The following is a 17285-nucleotide window of genomic DNA, read 5'->3' as shown; positions in this document are numbered from 1 at the left end:
ATAAATATGTTAAATATTCTTTGAGTGAAGTTAATGTATTACAAAAACTCCTTGAGCTTCTGAATGTTATAAAATGTATTATTATTTTGTGGCTCAGAAACAAGCAGCAGAATTTAACTTTAATCGTCCGAGGCTTCTCCAACTTAAAGGCTTGTAAAATTTAAACTTAGCTAATTCTGAAGAAATCTATCAAAAAAGGTAAAAATGGGATCAAATACTGACTTTGTTAGTAAATCTAACTAAATGCTCTAAGAGTATCAACTAAAAAATAAATACAAGGTTAATGTCACTAAACCGACAATGCTCATGCCAATTCCGGTCAACCTGTATTCCTCTTGATCCGATGGAGGCAAAAGCAGGTATTCCCTTCTCAAGGTAATAAAATATATTCCGGCACAAATTATGACCAAAGGAAAGAAAATAATATTGGACAATTAGTCTCTAAAATGAGAGACGATTAAAAGAATTATGATGCAGATAGTTCTGTATGCATTGTTCGGGGTCATATGGCAGGTTTGATGAATGGCTTCAAATGTTTCCAAAAATAACATATAATGCCAAACCTTCATTATTTTTTAATAAAACACTGTTGGCAAACTTTCAATTCAGTTAAAAGACGCATATTTGAGTTTGGATCGTTAATAAAAAGCACTTAAAATAACAGTTGATGACAAGTAAAATTTGGTGGTTTTTATGTACTCTTTTGTTGGTATTTGGTCTCACAAATAAGGGGCTGGCGCAAAAAGAGAAAAGATTTTATGGGGGGATAAAACTGGGTTTAAACCTTAGTCAAATTGATGGTGACAGTGTTTTGGGGTTTGATAAATTGGCTTACACCGGTGGTTTTTTTACCGGTTTTCACGTCGGCAAAACCAGCGAGATTCAGCTTGAATTCCTCTACAGTCTAAGGGGGTCTAAATATACGAAAAGGGACCTGAGGCCCATTAAATATAATCTCGAATACATCGAAGTCCCCTTGATTTTTGGTTTCAAAGATTGGCTGATTGAAGATGACCAACACCGGTATTACAGAATCCATTTTCAGGGAGGCTTGTCATTTGGCAGGTTGTTTCGTTCCTCGAGTTATAATAAATGGGATGAAGAATTCGAAAAAAATGACCTCAGCTGGCTTTTAGGGTTTAATTATTATTTCAATTACAATTTGGCTTTAAACTGCCGATATACTTCATCCTTTACCCCACTCTACAGGTATACAATTAATGGGGAAGAAATTAAAATGATCAGTTATTTTATATCTTTGGGTCTGAATTATAGATTTAATTAATCCGATGAAAAATTTACTTATTCTGGCTGGGCTTATATTGTTTATAAGTTCGTGTAAGTCTGACTCTAATTCTAAGACAGCATCCAACAAGCCAGGAAATAATCGCGCTGCAGAATTCGAACCCATTTCTCCTGCTGTTTTAACTGAACTTAATAAAAGCTGCACCAGCATTGACATCATTTCCCTTAAAAAAGAAGTGAATGCAAGTATGAGCTTCAGTAATCCAAGTGCAATCCAATATGTAGTGTCTTTTATAGGGGATGAAAAAGGTATTCTGACTGCCTGCAATCCGGATGGTCACCTGATGTTCCAAAAAAATGGAGAAATCACTCATGAAGCAGACATTTACTTTAACGGCGGCTGTAATGCTGTAGTTTGGACCAAAGGAGGAAAAATTGAATTCGTAAACAATATCAGTCCTGAGGGAATTGAGTTTTTTAAAAACTTCTTAAAGCCGAGGGCTGAACCACTCGGCGACAGCATCATCAAGGCCAACACCAAATAGGCAAGTTACCACTTCATTGTTTCTAGTTAATTTCCAACATCTCATCATTTTGGGAACTCAGGTACTATTTTCAGAATTAAAAATAATTTAGATTGATCTAAATTATTTTTTAGATTTGCATAATAATTACTTTATATGCAATCAATTTTAGAGCCCATACAACAATTTTTCCTGCTTGAATCAGGTATAAGAGCCCTTATTGCTTCTGTTTTAGTTGGAGGTCTTTGCGGTTTGTTGGGAAGTTTTATTGTCCTACGAAATATGTCACTAATAGGCGATGCTCTTTCCCATGCTATTCTTCCGGGCATTGTGGTAGCCTTTGTATTTTTTGGATACTCTACTTCGGCCTTTTTTGGAGGATCTGTGCTGGCTGGAATAGCTGCTGCATTAATGATCACCTGGCTGCAAAGGTCCATTAGAATCAAAAATGATGCTGCCATCGGAATTATTTTCACTTTCATGTTTTCGATCGGAGTGATTGGAATAAGTTGGTTAAGCCATCATGATGGAGTGCATCTTGATCTTAAAGATTTTTTGTTTGGTAATATTCTGGCCGTTCAGAATGAAGATGTCTGGATGACTTTGGGTATGTGTGTACTGGTAACCGGCGCCATACTTGTATTTTACCGAGCTATGTTTACCACTACGTTTCAGGCTGATTTAGCTTCAACCTTAGGGTACAATCAAGACATGATTCATTACTTGATCATGTTGTTGCTTTCATTATCAGTGGTAGCATCCTTAAGAAGTGTCGGAGTTATATTAGTGGTAGCCATGCTTATAACCCCTGCATCGGCTGCATTGTTGATTTCTGACCGTCTGCCTAAAGTATTGGCAACTTCCTCCATTCTAGGCATGATTGCTGCCTTAACCGGGCTGTTGCTAAGCATTTCTTTGGATACTCCTCCAGGTCCTTCCATGGCAGTAGTGACCACTTTAATTTATGTTGTAGTTATGCTGTTTGCCCCGCAAAGAGGTTTAATAATAAGATGGCGAATTCGCAGACAACAGCAAATGAGAGTGGTAGTGGAAGACATTCTTAAACAGTTAATCAGAATTGAAAACAACCTTCCAATCCCCTACCAAAAATTAGAAGATGCAATGGTTCATGAGCGACCATTGCTTATCAAGTGGATTAAAAAAATGGCCCAGTTAAAGTTAGTTGAATTTGATTCAGAAAAAATACAATTGACGGAAATTGGCAAGCAAAAAGCAAACCAATTGGTTCGTGCCCACAGGCTCTGGGAAACTTTTCTGGTGGAAGAGTTAGGATTAAAACCCGATCAGATTCACGAAGAGGCGGAAAGATTTGAGCATCATTTGTCTGAAGAAGAAATAAATGATGTAGATAGGACACTTGGATATCCAGAAACAGATCCACACGGCTCTCCAATTCCCCGATAATTGATGTTTTAAAAAATAAAGCTTGACTGCGGGAACATTCTTTCTCTTTACACAAAAATTAAATAGGCCATCATTCAGATTCTGAAAGAAATTCATTTAGAATTCCTATAATTTTTACAACTTCCAAGTCAGACAAATCAGTATGTAGGGGAAGTCTAATAATATTCTCTTCCCAGTATTTGGCATTTGGTAATTCCTCTTTATTCCATTGCTTTCCAAATGGGCTTGTATGAAGACATTTATAGTGAAAGGTTGCTTGTATTCCTTTTTCATTGAATTTTCGGATCAAGATATTTCTGAGGGAGGGTTTGAGAATTTCAAGGTAAAAAACTGAAGTGTTGTAGCTTGAGAAATCAAATGATTGAGGAAGCCGAAATGAAAAATTTTCTATTTTTAGTTCACGGTCATAAATCTGCCATTTACTTTTTCGAATTTCAAATATCATGTCTACTTCTTCCAATTGTGCTAATAGTACAGCTGCTTGAAGTTGAGATGCAGCAAAAGACGAACCCAAACAATTCCATTCATAAGATTGCACCCCTCCTCTTTTGAACTCAATTTTATTGGTACCTTTTTCAAGGATCTTTTCAGCCAAAGGAATATACTCGGGTCTATTAATGATGAGCATACCTCCTTCTCCACAGGAAATTGGTTTTGTTTCATGAAATGAAAATGTTGCAAAATCACCAATCGTTCCAACAGGCTTATTTTTGTAGTGAGAATGCATCCCTTGTGCAGCATCTTCGATTAGAAAAATATTCTTTTCTCTACAAATAACCAATAAGGAATCCATATCAATTGCCATGCCCGCATAATGAACTACAACAATTGCTTTTGTCCTGGAAGATATAAGAGATATGATTGACGCAGGATCAACGTTTGGATGGTTAGGTAAACTGTCTGCAAACTTTAGGCTTGCACCTCTCAAAGCAAATGCATTTGCAGTTGAAACAAAAGTAAACGATGGGAGAATGATTTCATCCCCAGGTTGTGTTTCGATCAAAAGCGCAACCATTTCCAAAGCTGCAGTGCAGGAATGAGTCATTAAAGCTCTGCTGCAACTCAAGTGTTGTTCAAACCAGGATTCGCACTTTTGAGAAAATACGCCCAATGAGGAAACATGTCCAGAATCCAATGACTCTTTTAGATAAGTTAATTCATTAGAGGCACGATATGGTTTACTCAATGAAATACTTTCCAAGTCATGATAAATCATAAAATAGTTTTTGCAAAGTAACTGATTTTGATGCTGAGTCTGTTTTAAATAGGGAATTATTTCTTTCTTTGTCTTTGTGAGCCATTCAGTCATCCGAAAACAAGGTTTTTTTTTCGCCCTCATCAGTTATTTTGGTGTGGCAATTGGAATTTTTAGTACTCTTTTTATCTACCCAAAAAATCTTGAATTGTATGGGCTTTACGGATTTCTCACAAATACAGCTTCTTTATTTACACCGTTCATTACTTTAGGATTTGGGGCAGTGCTAATCAGATATTCGCCTTTTTTCAACCAAACAAGAGATCAAAAATCCGGCTTTTTCTATTTCATATTAGGTGGCTATATGCTCGGAATGATGATTTTTGTTTTACTATTCCTTATTATAAAACCTTGGTACATCAGTCAGGTTGTAGACCCAACAGGCACGATTGCCAAATATGCCACTTTTCTATTACCCTTAACTCTTCTTTATGTATTGTTTGATCTGATGGGAATTTGTTCTGTGAATAAAAAACAGATTGCAATCCCTGCATTACTTCAGAATCTGATGAAAATAATATTACCTCTTATTTTCATACTTTGTATAAAAGAATACTTGACTGTTTCACAGTTTATTTTGTGTATATTGGTCTACTACTTTGGAATTACTTTATTTATTTTTTTTAAATTGAGAAAACAAAATTCTGGATTCTTTTCATTTAACTTAGAAATCTTCAAAACCCCGCTTAGACGGGAAATGTTCAACTTTGCTGTATTCAATATTATAGGAGGTGTCAGCGCGGTTCTTGCTTTAAGAATTGACACACTAATGATTTCGAGTTTCTTAAATGCGGAAGAAACGGGCAAATTTGTTCTGGCATCCTTTATTTGCAATGCAGTATACATTCCTGCATTATCATTAACCGAAATTCTCAATCCATTTATTTCTGAAGCTTCTAAAGCAGATGATCATTCGGTGCTCAAACAATATTATAAAAAGTCGGTTATTAACATGCTCATTCCAACATTGTGGCTTGGGGTGTGCTTATGGGCTTGCATGGATGATCTTACCAGCATCATGCCCAATCCGCAAAAAATGCAGGGAATTAAGTATTGCGTTGGCCTGTTACTTTTGGCAAGAGTGGTAGATGCTTCCACGGGTATCAATCATCATATTTTTAACTATTCGAAACATTATAGGTTAGAAACTATTTTACTGATCATTTTAGCAACAATGAACATAGGTTTCAATTTCTTCTTCATACCAACATTTGGAATTTTAGGTGCAGCGATGGGTACTCTAATCTCTGTGTCAATTTATAACATTTCAAAATCCATCATGATCATTCATTTTTTGAAATTAAATCCTTTTGATCTTCAATGGTTGAAAATCATTCTTTTTGGCCTTATAATAACCATTTTTGTTTCTGTAATTGATTGGCACATGTCAGCCTATTTTTCAATTTTGGCAAAAAGTATTTCTATCAGCATTCTTTTTACTTGGGGAATTTGGCAATTTAATCTTTCATGGGAACTAAGAGATTTTGCTCATCGGATAATAGCTAAATTCCTTTCCTGACAATTAAGTATAATGTAAGATAAAAAATATTTATGAAAATAATAGAGAAATTAAATTTTTGAATTATTTTTGAATTGGAATCTTACAAAGATTCAGCACTATATTTATTATTTAACTTAAAGACACCACTATTATGCATTTTGTGTATGACATTTCCATTCTATTTGCTTCTTATGCAAGTAGAAAATTCGTAGCATTTATATGGATGCTGTGTTTCAATTTGTTCTTTATTAATGCCCAAGAAACAAATCCCCCATTATTGCTGGAGTGCATTTTCAAGGATTCCAGTATCCAGAGATTTTATAAGAATGATCAGGTATGGATCACATTCAGGGATGCCCGCAAAAGCCCCATCCCTAAAGCACAATTGCAAAACCCATTTAAATTGAATTCTCTTCATTCAAATGAGATCTCGATTACCTCAAGTGAAGGTTACCAATACACTATACCGCAAAAGGAATTCAAGGGTCTTGGAAAAGTAAATCCTACACAAACAGAGAAAATTTCAAAAAATAAGCTAAACGGCTTAGGGATTGCCGGCATCATTCTGACCATTTTAAGTGGTTTGGTTTTTATCGGTGCCTCCGCCCAGAACGATGGTGGATTGGCGGAAACAGCGAACGCTGGTTGTTTAAATCTAATAGCAATTCCAGTATTAATCACAGGGGTAATTCTATTCATAGTAGGATTGACCACCAAAAAACCAATAACCCACTACAGTGACCCGAATATTAAAATGATTCTGTTTGACCACCCGGATTGTAAATGCAAGACAATATTTGAGCCATAAGATTTAGATGAAAATAAAAATGTCCGCCTGAATACAAGCGGACATTTTTACAATCAAAATCATTTCTAAAACCAAACCCTATTAATCTATTCTGAAAACTTTCTTTTGCTTAGTTGTTTTACCGTCTGTTAAAATAATTAGGTATGCTGCAGGTTGAAGTCCCTCTACAGACAATGAAACACTGTTTGTTCCTTTGATTGCATTCACCGGATGGTTGATGATTACTCTGCCTAATAGATCAACTAATTTACAAGAATATTTTCCATCCTCGGGTGCAAAGAAATCAACATTCAAATCATCCGTAAAAGGGTTCGGATATACCTGGAATGGTGATTCAGACTTCAGTTCATTTTCTCCTGAGATTAATGTACCGGCAGCTTTAATATTTATGCTGTAATCTTCCACTTCGCCATATGCAAATGTTTGACAAGATGTTGCATATCCGGCATATTTTAATGATACTCTCATTCGAGTAGAACCTGTCGCAGCACCTGATGGAACAGTGAAATTTTTAGCTAATAATGTTAAGCTGGAAGTAGCTTGTGATACAACCTCCTCTCCAGGGTCAGTAAAAGAGTTGTTTTTATTAAAATCTATCCAGACCTTCCAATACAAAGTTCCTGATCCTCCAGTTGAACCAGCCTGATAGTTCAGAGTATAAGTTGTGCCTTTGTTTACATCTGTAGTCAATCCGGTACCATTGTAATAACCACCATCATTTCCGGATGTCCTGTCTATTGTTCCAAGTTTTACCCTTTTAACCCATTCATAGCTGGCATTATTCCCTTTTGAAACACAGTAGCCATTGGCAAGTGTCGTAAAGCTTACCACATTCGTAAAAGCACCCAAAGTCGCTCCACACTTTGCCTGAACTCGTACGTCATATTTTGTAGCAGGACTCATACCGGTCATGTTCACAGAAGTAGTTGTCACATTAACCTGGTTCCATTGCCCGGAAGTATTAAGTTTGTACTGAAAGTTATAAGAACTGGCTCCGGCAACTGCAGTCCAGGATACAGTGGCTGTTGTTGTAGTAATATTACTAACCGACAAATTGGTTGGAGTACCGCATGAGCCTCCTGACGAGGTCGTAAAATTAACCTGAGCAGAATAGGCGCTTGAGCCGGAGGTACAATTCGTTTTTACACGTGTGTTGTAAGTAGAGTTTGCACTTAGACCCGTCATGTTGTAAGACGTGGTTGTAACAGTAGCTACAGTCCAAGTTCCGGAAGTGGAAATTTTATATTCAAATGTGTATGAATTCGCACCTGAAACTGCATTCCATGAAGCGGTGGCTGAATTTGTGGTAATGTTACTGATTTGCAGGCCAGTAGGCACATTGCAAGATCCTCCACTACAACTTGTTCCCAAACAAGTAACAGCAGCCACTCTGGATCTGATTTTGTCACCTGGTAGAGGACCAAAACCATTGTTAAAGTTTATTCCGTATGAAGTCAAATGACAATAACTCATAATAGTGCCACCATTTGTTGGGGCTGGCCCAGGAGGACACCCTCCTTCTGTGGTGTAGCAATTGTCAATTGCTCCTCCGGTCCATCCACACCATTGAGTATGATTGGAACCTATGTTATGTCCCATTTCATGGGTCATAACCTCAACTGTCCAGGAATAGGTTGGAACATCCGAATAAGTAGAAGAAATATTACTGTATGCATATTTGTAAGAGGTGCACAAGGCATCCACCCATGCAACACCACCTATATTTTGACCACCGAGGGCAGCAAGGTGCGCAAGATCTCCATTAAAGGTCGGCCTTGCAGTTTTGAATTGATTTAAAGCAGTTACTGAATTTGTTTTGCTATAAGAATCTTGAGTTGTCCAAACGAAAACTTCAGAAACAGTTGTATTGATGCTCTCATTTGTGTACAGAGTTTTAACATTGTTATAAACAGATGTAATCCAGTTGACCGTATTGGTTACCCCTCCCTTGTTTTGCTGTAATGCATAATCACATTCAATGTAAACACGAATGCAGTCTCCAGCTGCCATTTCTGTAGACGGAGTTGGATCTCTCACTACTGATTCCAAATGGTCTGTAAGGCATTCCATTTCAGAATATTTAATAAGGTCTTTGTCATTGTACAAAATCAACTTCCCAGGAAAATCTTTGGAGGGTTGGAGGACGAAGTTGTCCTGATCAATAGAAAACATACCAATTATTTCCTGATCAAAAAAACTTAATGCAACCAATGAATTTTCCTCAGAACCTCTAATAACACCTTGATAGAAAACACCCGGAACATATTCTTCATTGGTTCCATCTGAGGTACTGACCTTAAATCCTTCAGACAATAGATCTACTCTGATGAGATCCATTGTTAAAGCAGGACCAGCGTCTGATGGAATGGATATTTGAATTGCTTCAGGCCTAGATAACCGAATAGCCTCCAAACTTTGAGTGTTAATTGACAAGAAGTTAGCTTTGCGCAAATTGTACTTCGCTAGTGATTCAAATTTGTCTTCTGTGATTAAAGCATGTTCAAATTTCTGAAAATGTACTGAAGCATCTTTAGCACTTTGTACATTTTGTGAGATAATACCTGATTTACCTGCACGAACGACAGATACAAAAACATGGTCCGTTCCTTGGGCAAACGAACTTATGAAAAAGAACATACAAACGCTTAGCAGCGATAGGTTTTTGATGGATCGCATATATAAAATTTATAATTTAATGAAATAATTCCGGAGGTAACCGAAACTAAGAAATGCCACAGGAGATGTTTGACAGAACAAAGATACAAAACTCAAACCAGACTAAAACTAAGGGTAAACCCTGATTTTTCAAAATTAAGGGTTTTCACCGAAATACAAAGCCTGCTTTATTAAAAATCAAAATAATATATTGCAAACAATGCATTCAACAATTAATTAACCAGTCAATCTGAAAATTTATTTTACCTGCCTGCAACAAAATCATTTCTACATCATAGTATGATTGTTTGCATTTATAAATGTCTGATTGTTTATTGTTTTCCTACCAATAGAGATAAACTTTCCTCCAATGCAGCTAGTCTTGTAAGACCATCTTCTAATTTTTTTCTTTCTTTGTCTACCAGTTCCTTGGGAGCACTTTCTACGAAACGTACATTTTCAAGTTTTTTTTGAGTTGCCTCAATAAAACCTTTAGAGTATTCAATTTCTTTTGTGAGTTTCTCTGCCTCTTCTTCAATATTTTGATGTACGGGCAGATCAAGGTAATATTTATGTCTCATACCCATGAAAGACTGACCGGAATCAAGTCCATTATCAACTTCCTTAAATTCAGAAACATTGGCCAACTTCATTAACAAATCGCCGGCACCTTCCATTTGAAATAATCCGGGAATATCTGATTTCAAAACAGCCAATGGTAATGGTAAACTCATCTTTAATTGGTGTTTATTTCTCAACTCCCGAATCTGGGTAACAACACCTCTGAGTTCAGATATTGAATGCAACAAACTTACATCAAAACTATGCTGTGTAGGATATTTCGAGTTTATACAGTCTTTCCCCTTTTCCCTGATTCTCAACAAATGCCAAATTTCCTCCGTAATAAAAGGCATAAAAGGGTGCAACAAGATGCAAATTTGCTCAAAAAAGGACAACGTTTTTTCATAACTATAGTGAGAAATTTCTTGTCCATTTTTTGGCTTCACAGCCTCCAAATAAAACCCACAAAAATCTTCCCAAATAAATGAGTAAAGATTTTTTAGTGCCTCTGAAAGTCTAAAGTCTTCCATTTGCTGATGAGTCTCTTTCATCATTTCCTGCAAGCGACTCTCCATCCAAATTATTGCCAACTCATCCCCTTGTTGATTTTTTATTCCACTTTGTGCTTGCCATCCCTTCACTAAACGCAATGCATTCCAAATTTTATTTGCAAAGTTTCTTCCTTGTTCACATAATTTTTCATCAAACAATAAATCTCCTCCGGCAGGAGCACAAGCCAACATTCCGAATCTCACACCATCAGCACCATACTCTTCAATAAGTGCCAGTGCATCCGGAGAATTGCCCAAAGATTTGGACATCTTTCTTCTTTGCTTATCACGTACCATGCCCGTGAAATAAACTTTCTCAAATGGTTTTTCATTTTTCCATTCATAGCCCGCCATAATCATTCTGGCAACCCACAGGAAAATAATATCCCAACCTGTAACTAACACCGCAGTGGGATAATAATAATCTAATTCCTTTTTATTATGGAAGCCATCAAAAACTGAAATGGGCCACAGCCATGAAGAAAACCAGGTATCAAGTACATCTTCGTCCTGCTTGAGATCAGATGAATCAATGGATGGATTGTTAAATTGAATTCTGGCAATGGAAACTGCTTCCTCTAAAGATTCAGCAACTATAACTTCATCAAGATAATAATATGCGGGAATTTGATGCCCCCACCAAAGTTGTCGGGAAATACACCAATCCTTGATGTTCTCCATCCAATGATTATAGGTATTTCGCATGTGGTCAGGTAAGAATTCAACCTCATGATCCTGGACTGCTTTTATTGCAGGTGCTGCAAGTGCTTTCATGTTTACGTACCATTGTAAGCTCAGTCTCGGTTCTACAACAGCATTGGTCCTTTCGGAACGACCAATATTTGTTTGATAATCCTGAACTTTTAACAATACTTCATGCTCTTCAAGCAATTTTTTAATTTTTTTTCTCGCAACAAAACGATCTTCCCCAACCAAAATTTCGGCGTTTTCATTCAAACTACCGTCTTCATTAAGAATATTTATTATATCCAGTTTGTGCTTAATCCCTAATTCATAATCATTTTGGTCATGGGCTGGCGTAATCTTTAAGGCTCCGGTTCCAAAATCACGGTCAACGTATTCATCAGTAATCACCGGTATAACCCGATTAATAATTGGAATAATAACTCTTTTCCCATGAAAGTTTTGATACCTCTCATCTTCAGGATGAACTGCAACTGCACTATCTGCCATAATTGTCTCAGGTCGTTGAGTTGCAATCACTATATAATTTTCAGGATTATCCTCTTGAATGTATTTGATGTGAAAAAGCTGTGCAGATTCTTCTTTATACAAAACCTCTTCTGTGGACAAAACAGTTTTTGCCTCAGGGTCCCAATTGATCATTCTGTTTCCACGATATAACTTGCCCTTTCTGTACAAGTCGACAAAAACTTTAATAACAGCATCTGATCTTACCTGATCCATTGTAAAGGCAGTCCTGTCCCAATCGCAGGAAGCCCCTAACTTTCTGAGTTGTTGAAGAATAATTCCTCCATATTTGTCTTTCCAATCAAATGCGTACTTTAGAAAATCTTCCCTGCTTAAATCTGACTTTTTAATACCCTTTTCTCTGAGCATTTGGACAACCTTTGCTTCAGTTGCTATTGAGGCGTGGTCAGTGCCAGGCACCCAGCAAGCATTCATTCCTAAAAGCCTGGCCCTCCTGATAAGAATATCCTGCACCGTATTGTTGAGCATATGTCCCATGTGCAGAACACCTGTAATGTTCGGCGGAGGAATCACAATGCTAAAAGCCTTCCGATCATCCGGAACAGATTTAAAGTATTTACGTGACTCCCAATAGGAATACCACTTGTCTTCTACTTCTTTTGGAGAATATCTACTTTCTAATTCCATATTACCTGATGTTGTACCTAAAGGTAAAAAATGTTGGTTTTGATTTTGGTTCTCTATAAATGATGAAAATTCTATTGGCTGGTTCCAAACTAATGTCCTCCAATAAATCTTCCCCCATGAAATTCTTAAATATTGTAGGAAATGTAGCGTGGTGAATCATCATTACTAAATTTCCGGGATTGACATTGTCTATTTGGTTGAATAGACTCTTTAAATCAGCCTGATCGTAATACACCGGCTGTGTCCTTTTAAAATCTGTTAAAGGTTGGAGGGTAAGAATGTTGTTTCGAAAAGGGGTGGTAAAAAATGCCTTTAATTCAATATTTTTGAGAATCTTTAGCAAATTAAGCGCTCTCCACCTTCCATCTGTACTTAATCCAGGGTCCAGGCCAATTGGATCTTCCTCCGCATGAAACAAACAAAATATAAGTTGACTTTGTGAATCCTTTAAACCCGCAAATTCCATTGAATCCCTGCCCTCATTTAAAATGAAAAAATTACCCTTGATACCCGATAACAAAGGTGGTTCATCCTGGGCGGTTAGGTTAAAGACCGTTGATAGGGTGATAAAGATTGCAGCAAAGATTATTCTTAAATTCATGGCTAATGACAAAGTTAACAGTCTAAAATTTGCCTTTAGACCGCTTTTAACTTTTTAACAAGGGATTAACGACAAGATTTGAATCCTTAAACGGTCTTCTTTGAATCCAATCGTCTTTTGGCTTTAAAAACTCTAAAATATGTGGAACTACACTGTTGATTATCTTGGACTTATGTGCAATGTAACAAAACAAATCATGAGGCTCAGCCCCAACTGAACTCTTTATCTCCAACGCCGTTCGGGCAAAATTAATTTCCTTTGCCTTTACGTTGATGGCTGTTTGCAATAACCTCAACAAGATATTATGATATAATTCCAAATTATTATTGTAAGACCTCTCATAGCCTATAAAATGTGCTTGAAAAACCTCCCCATCTATAATATAACTATAAAAAGCAATGGGTTTTGACTGATAGAAAATAATTTTGAGTCCAAAATTATCTGAACAGTGCTCAAGCAAAGTTTGAAAATAATCTGGATGAAGTTCAATCAGATTAAATCCCGCAGCAATAGAAACTTGTTGGTATAATTCAAACACAATGGATTTGTAGGGTTGAAAATTGAAACTATCCATGGCCACCTCTTCCAATCCCTCCCCCAGCTTCAACACTTTTCTTGTCTTGACTCTGTACTTACTTTGTAAGGAGTTCATGTAATCATCTAATGAATTCCAATCCGAGCGGAGCTTAAGTACCATGGTTGGTTGGATGGTGAATTCATAAAATGAAGGAAAAGTGTAGGCGCATAGTCCCTTGAGCCTGTCAAGCTGAGGCAAATCCTTAACAATAAACATACTTACACCGTATGCATCTTCGGCAGCTTTAAGAAAATAAGCGGCAATCTGTTGGATAATTTGTTGCCGATCCGCACTGCTTAACCCTTCCCAAAATAAGAAACCATAGGGGCCAGGCGCCATTAGTGTGCCTGCAACAACAACTTTCATACTCACTTTCCTTGCGACAAATTTCTTAACCGCCACAGCAATTTTATCCATATACGATACAGGACGGTCACTATGAGTATGTAACTTTAACCGCTGTTCTGCATCGAAGAAAAAAGTTTGAAAACAAAACAAAGCAACCTTTTGATCGCCACGGTAAACTATACCATATAAAAAAGATATTCCATTGGGAGCTGCAGAGCTTAAAGCATTTAAATATCCAGGTCTGAAAAAGAATGGTAAAGCCTCCCCCAAATGCCAATCTCCTTCAAATTGGTCAAAATTCGATGCCACCTTAAACTGAAGTTGAGAATTTTTTAGTTTTATCATGGATTTAAACCAACTATTAAATTGTTAAGATACAAACATACATCAACCCATAAAAAGGCAAATTGTTACAAAAGGCTTAATTTTACACCAAGTTATGTCAAGATTCGTGAATTACCTAAACATGTCAAAGTATTTCGCCTTACTTCTGTTCTTCATTTCTTTAGGATGTAAGACAAGCAGAATTCTAGAAAGAAGTGAAGCCGACAACACAAGACTTCGAGAAGAAATAAGACAATTAGAATCTGTCTCCCTATTAAATGTTCAACTTGAGGAAGATTTAAAAAACACTAAAATCCAATTAAGAAAAACTGAGGATGTCCTTTCTGCTCTCTACCTCCAATCTAAAAAAGATTCTACTGACATCAAGGATGTTGAGCTAAAAATAAACCAAAATCCAAAAACATCTGAACCTTCAAGTAAAATAATCAACAACCTAGAATTAGAAAATAAAAAATTAAATGAAGAACTAACCCAAATGAGTCTTCAAAAAACGGTGATTTCCGAAAAGCAAAATAATGCCATCCTTACAATTAATGAGCTTAATAATGAACTTAATTTAAAAAATAAAAGTATAATAGGTCTGAATGTTGAAATTGAAAATCTCCGGGATCAAATTGATGAAAACATAAAAAATGGAAAAGCAGAAGCTGATCTAGCCTTATGTCAAGAAGATTTAGGCACTTTAAAATTAAAAAATTCAGAATTAGAGACAGAAAAGGAAAAAATATTAGAAGATTTGGATTCAATTAAAAAGCAAATCTCTTTGAGTAAAAGAAATAACGAAATTGATCAGCTTGAAATGGAACTTAAATCTAAAAATGAAAGAATAAATAGTCTGGAAACAAATCTTGATTACTTAAATTCAAAACTAAATGCAGCCAATATTGCTGTGGATGAAAATATAATATTAAAAAAGAAATTAGAAGAACATGTAGAATCCAGCAATAGATTTTTAAACGAAAATCAAGATCTTAAAAATCAAATAAACGCAAACGCAGATAAATTAAATAAACTTAGGCAAGAGAGTGTACTATTAGAAAAACAAATTGAAATTTTAAATCAAAAAATAATTTTTCAACATGAGTATTTGATCACCAAATCAATTGATTCACTAAATAAAGTTTCGTTTAATAATTATTCCACAAAATTAAAACGGGCTGTTGATTCTGTTCAAAATATACACAACACATATAAAGACTCTGCTGAAAAAGCAAAAAATAGATTAGAAAATAAGTTAGAAACATCGGAGAATAAAATCAAAACAAAACAAAATGAAATTCAAATTCTTAATATCAAAATCAACAATCTCAATACAAGAGATTCATTGAATAAAATAAATTCAAAGCAAATGAATTTGGTTAAAGAAAATGAAGTAAGACAAAACAATACAGATATACCTAAAAATCCCAATGCAAATCTAAAACCGTCAATCAGCTTCAGTGCAATCACCATCAAGAAATTTAACGAACTGGGAAAAACCCACTCCAATACCAGATTAAACATAAGTCCAGGAAAAGACCTAATTCAAATTTCGTTTCCTCATGAAGCTTTATTTGATATAAAAAGTATTGCATTAAGTCAATCCGGTTCGGAAATATTACTGGAAGTAATTGAAGCATTAAAGCAAGAACAAGATTTGATTATTCATATTTATACTTCATTAAAGGGAAAAAAAACAAAACTTGAATCAAAAGAAATTAATATTCTAAGAACCTCAACCATCAGTAAACTTTTTTTAGCCATGGGAATTAGAGCGCAAAATATTTCGTTTGGGATAGAAAGTAAGGAAGCCCCGTTAAATAATGCGAATGAAGATCCAATTTTTGAAATTAGTTTTACCAAATGAATTATAAAATTGGATTCATCATGTACTTTCTAGTTGGGTTTTCACTTAGCCATCTCCTTGGACAGCGGTGTGGAACAACGAGCCCATTGGTTCCTGAAAGTTCCCATAAAAATATTACTAAAAGTGCTAATAAAAGGGGAATAAAAGAATTCAATATTGTTTTTCACATTGTATTCCAAAATGAAGAGGAGAACATCCCTGATTCCAGAATTTATTCTCAACTGGAAGTATTGAATAGAATATTTCAACATTATGATCCTCGTAAAAATGCTGGTATACCTAAAGAATTTCGCGACAATGGGAAAACACCTGGAATCAAATTTTGTCTTGCCTCAATAGATCCAAAGGGGCGAAAAACCAACGGTATAACCAGAACAAAAACAACGATCGATGATATCGGATGCAGGAATGAATTTGGAAGAAAAAATATCATGACTTCATTATTGGGCGGAATAGATCCTTGGGACCCCAAAAAATATGTCAATATTTTTGTTGGTTCTCGAAAAAATTGTCCTCCTGGAGAAGCCATTTTTCCATGGCAAGCCACAGACATTCTTGATGGAATAATTATTGACCCTCGGTACTTTGGTCTAAATTCCAATAATTTTCCATTTCATCTTGGCTATACCTTGATTCACGAATTTGGTCATTATGCCGGACTGCTTCATTTGAGTGTAAATTCAGATCCTGCTGACTGCAGTCAGGATGATCAGATAAATGACACTCCACCCCAATCAGTAAATTATTTTGACTGTCCGGATTACCCACAATATTCCTGTAACAGATCCAGTATGTTTATGAATTTTATGAGCCTTGTAAATGACCCATGCATGCAACTATTTACAGAGGAACAAGTGACAAGAATGCACCAGTATTTGGAATTATACAGAACTGATCTTGCAAATCTAAATTGTCAAAGTTCAATTGCAAAAGCATTATCAATCCGGCAGCTTCCTCAGCATGGCAACCAATGGTTGATAGAATCTGAAGACATGACGATATGGTCCTCAAAAATAAGGCTTTGGGATCTTACCGGTAAAATGATCGTCGAGGAAGAGTTTATTGAAAATCAAAGAATATTATTTCCTAGAAATTCTTTTAACTTAGAGTCCTCAATTTACCTGATTCAGATTGTCAATGGTGAATTCAATACTACTTTTAAGGTAATTTCAATGCCATAATC

12 protein-coding genes are annotated in these 17285 nt (G+C 35.9%); 7 read left to right on the top strand and 5 right to left on the bottom strand.

Features of this window, described 5'->3' with window-relative positions:
* Window positions 1-667: 667 nt before the first annotated feature.
* From IPJ53_06275 to IPJ53_06265, 3 genes are all read left to right on the top strand, one after another.
* The gene (locus IPJ53_06275) at window positions 668-1285 is read left to right on the top strand and encodes a PorT family protein (GenBank protein MBK7798696.1); all 618 of its coding nucleotides are present in this window, start codon (window positions 668-670) and stop codon (window positions 1283-1285) included.
* Window positions 1286-1289: 4 nt separating this feature from the next.
* Window positions 1290-1790 (top strand): hypothetical protein, encoded by a 501-nt coding sequence (locus IPJ53_06270; protein ID MBK7798695.1) that lies wholly within the window; start codon window positions 1290-1292, stop codon window positions 1788-1790.
* A gap of 135 nt (window positions 1791-1925) precedes the next feature.
* Window positions 1926-3194 (top strand): metal ABC transporter permease, encoded by a 1269-nt coding sequence (locus tag IPJ53_06265; protein MBK7798694.1) that lies wholly within the window; start codon window positions 1926-1928, stop codon window positions 3192-3194.
* A 70-nt stretch (window positions 3195-3264) separates the two neighbouring features.
* On the opposite strand, the gene rffA is transcribed toward IPJ53_06265, so the two are convergent.
* Window positions 3265-4410, bottom strand: coding sequence for a dTDP-4-amino-4,6-dideoxygalactose transaminase (gene rffA, locus IPJ53_06260; GenBank protein MBK7798693.1), 1146 nt, complete (start codon window positions 4408-4410; stop codon window positions 3265-3267).
* A gap of 136 nt (window positions 4411-4546) precedes the next feature.
* Between rffA and IPJ53_06255 the strand changes: the two genes are divergently transcribed.
* Together IPJ53_06255 and IPJ53_06250 are read left to right on the top strand one after the other, a co-directional pair.
* Window positions 4547-5968 (top strand): polysaccharide biosynthesis C-terminal domain-containing protein, encoded by a 1422-nt coding sequence (locus IPJ53_06255; GenBank protein MBK7798692.1) that lies wholly within the window; start codon window positions 4547-4549, stop codon window positions 5966-5968.
* A gap of 133 nt (window positions 5969-6101) precedes the next feature.
* Window positions 6102-6758 (top strand): hypothetical protein, encoded by a 657-nt coding sequence (locus IPJ53_06250; GenBank protein MBK7798691.1) that lies wholly within the window; start codon window positions 6102-6104, stop codon window positions 6756-6758.
* Between the two features lie 81 nt (window positions 6759-6839).
* On the opposite strand, the gene IPJ53_06245 is transcribed toward IPJ53_06250, so the two are convergent.
* From IPJ53_06245 to IPJ53_06230, 4 genes are all read right to left on the bottom strand, one after another.
* Window positions 6840-9434, bottom strand: coding sequence for a fibronectin type III domain-containing protein (locus tag IPJ53_06245; GenBank protein MBK7798690.1), 2595 nt, complete (start codon window positions 9432-9434; stop codon window positions 6840-6842).
* 311 nt (window positions 9435-9745) lie between these two features.
* The gene (locus tag IPJ53_06240) at window positions 9746-12385 is read right to left on the bottom strand and encodes a valine--tRNA ligase (protein MBK7798689.1); all 2640 of its coding nucleotides are present in this window, start codon (window positions 12383-12385) and stop codon (window positions 9746-9748) included.
* Between the two features lies 1 nt (window position 12386).
* Window positions 12387-12986, bottom strand: a complete 600-nt coding sequence (locus IPJ53_06235) for a hypothetical protein (protein ID MBK7798688.1) — start codon at window positions 12984-12986, stop codon at window positions 12387-12389.
* A gap of 46 nt (window positions 12987-13032) precedes the next feature.
* Window positions 13033-14256 carry a hypothetical protein gene (locus tag IPJ53_06230; protein ID MBK7798687.1) on the bottom strand — a complete coding sequence of 408 codons (1224 nt, stop codon included), beginning with the start codon at window positions 14254-14256 and terminating at the stop codon, window positions 13033-13035.
* Between the two features lie 121 nt (window positions 14257-14377).
* Here IPJ53_06230 and IPJ53_06225 point away from each other — a divergent pair, with 121 nt between their 5' ends.
* Together IPJ53_06225 and IPJ53_06220 are read left to right on the top strand one after the other, a co-directional pair.
* A complete protein-coding gene (locus IPJ53_06225) occupies window positions 14378-16102 on the top strand; it encodes a hypothetical protein (GenBank protein ID MBK7798686.1) in 1725 nt (574 codons plus the stop codon).
* Window positions 16099-17283 carry a hypothetical protein gene (locus IPJ53_06220; protein MBK7798685.1) on the top strand — a complete coding sequence of 395 codons (1185 nt, stop codon included), beginning with the start codon at window positions 16099-16101 and terminating at the stop codon, window positions 17281-17283. The genes IPJ53_06225 and IPJ53_06220 overlap by 4 nt, the downstream gene beginning before the upstream one ends.
* The last annotated feature ends 2 nt before the right edge of the window (window positions 17284-17285 follow it).

This window comes from Candidatus Vicinibacter affinis (genome assembly GCA_016714365.1).
In the GTDB taxonomy this organism is placed as follows: Bacteria; Bacteroidota; Bacteroidia; order Chitinophagales; family Saprospiraceae; genus Vicinibacter; species Vicinibacter affinis.
Note: the sequence above shows the minus strand (reverse complement) of the source record. Positions and strands in the feature narration are given on the sequence as shown.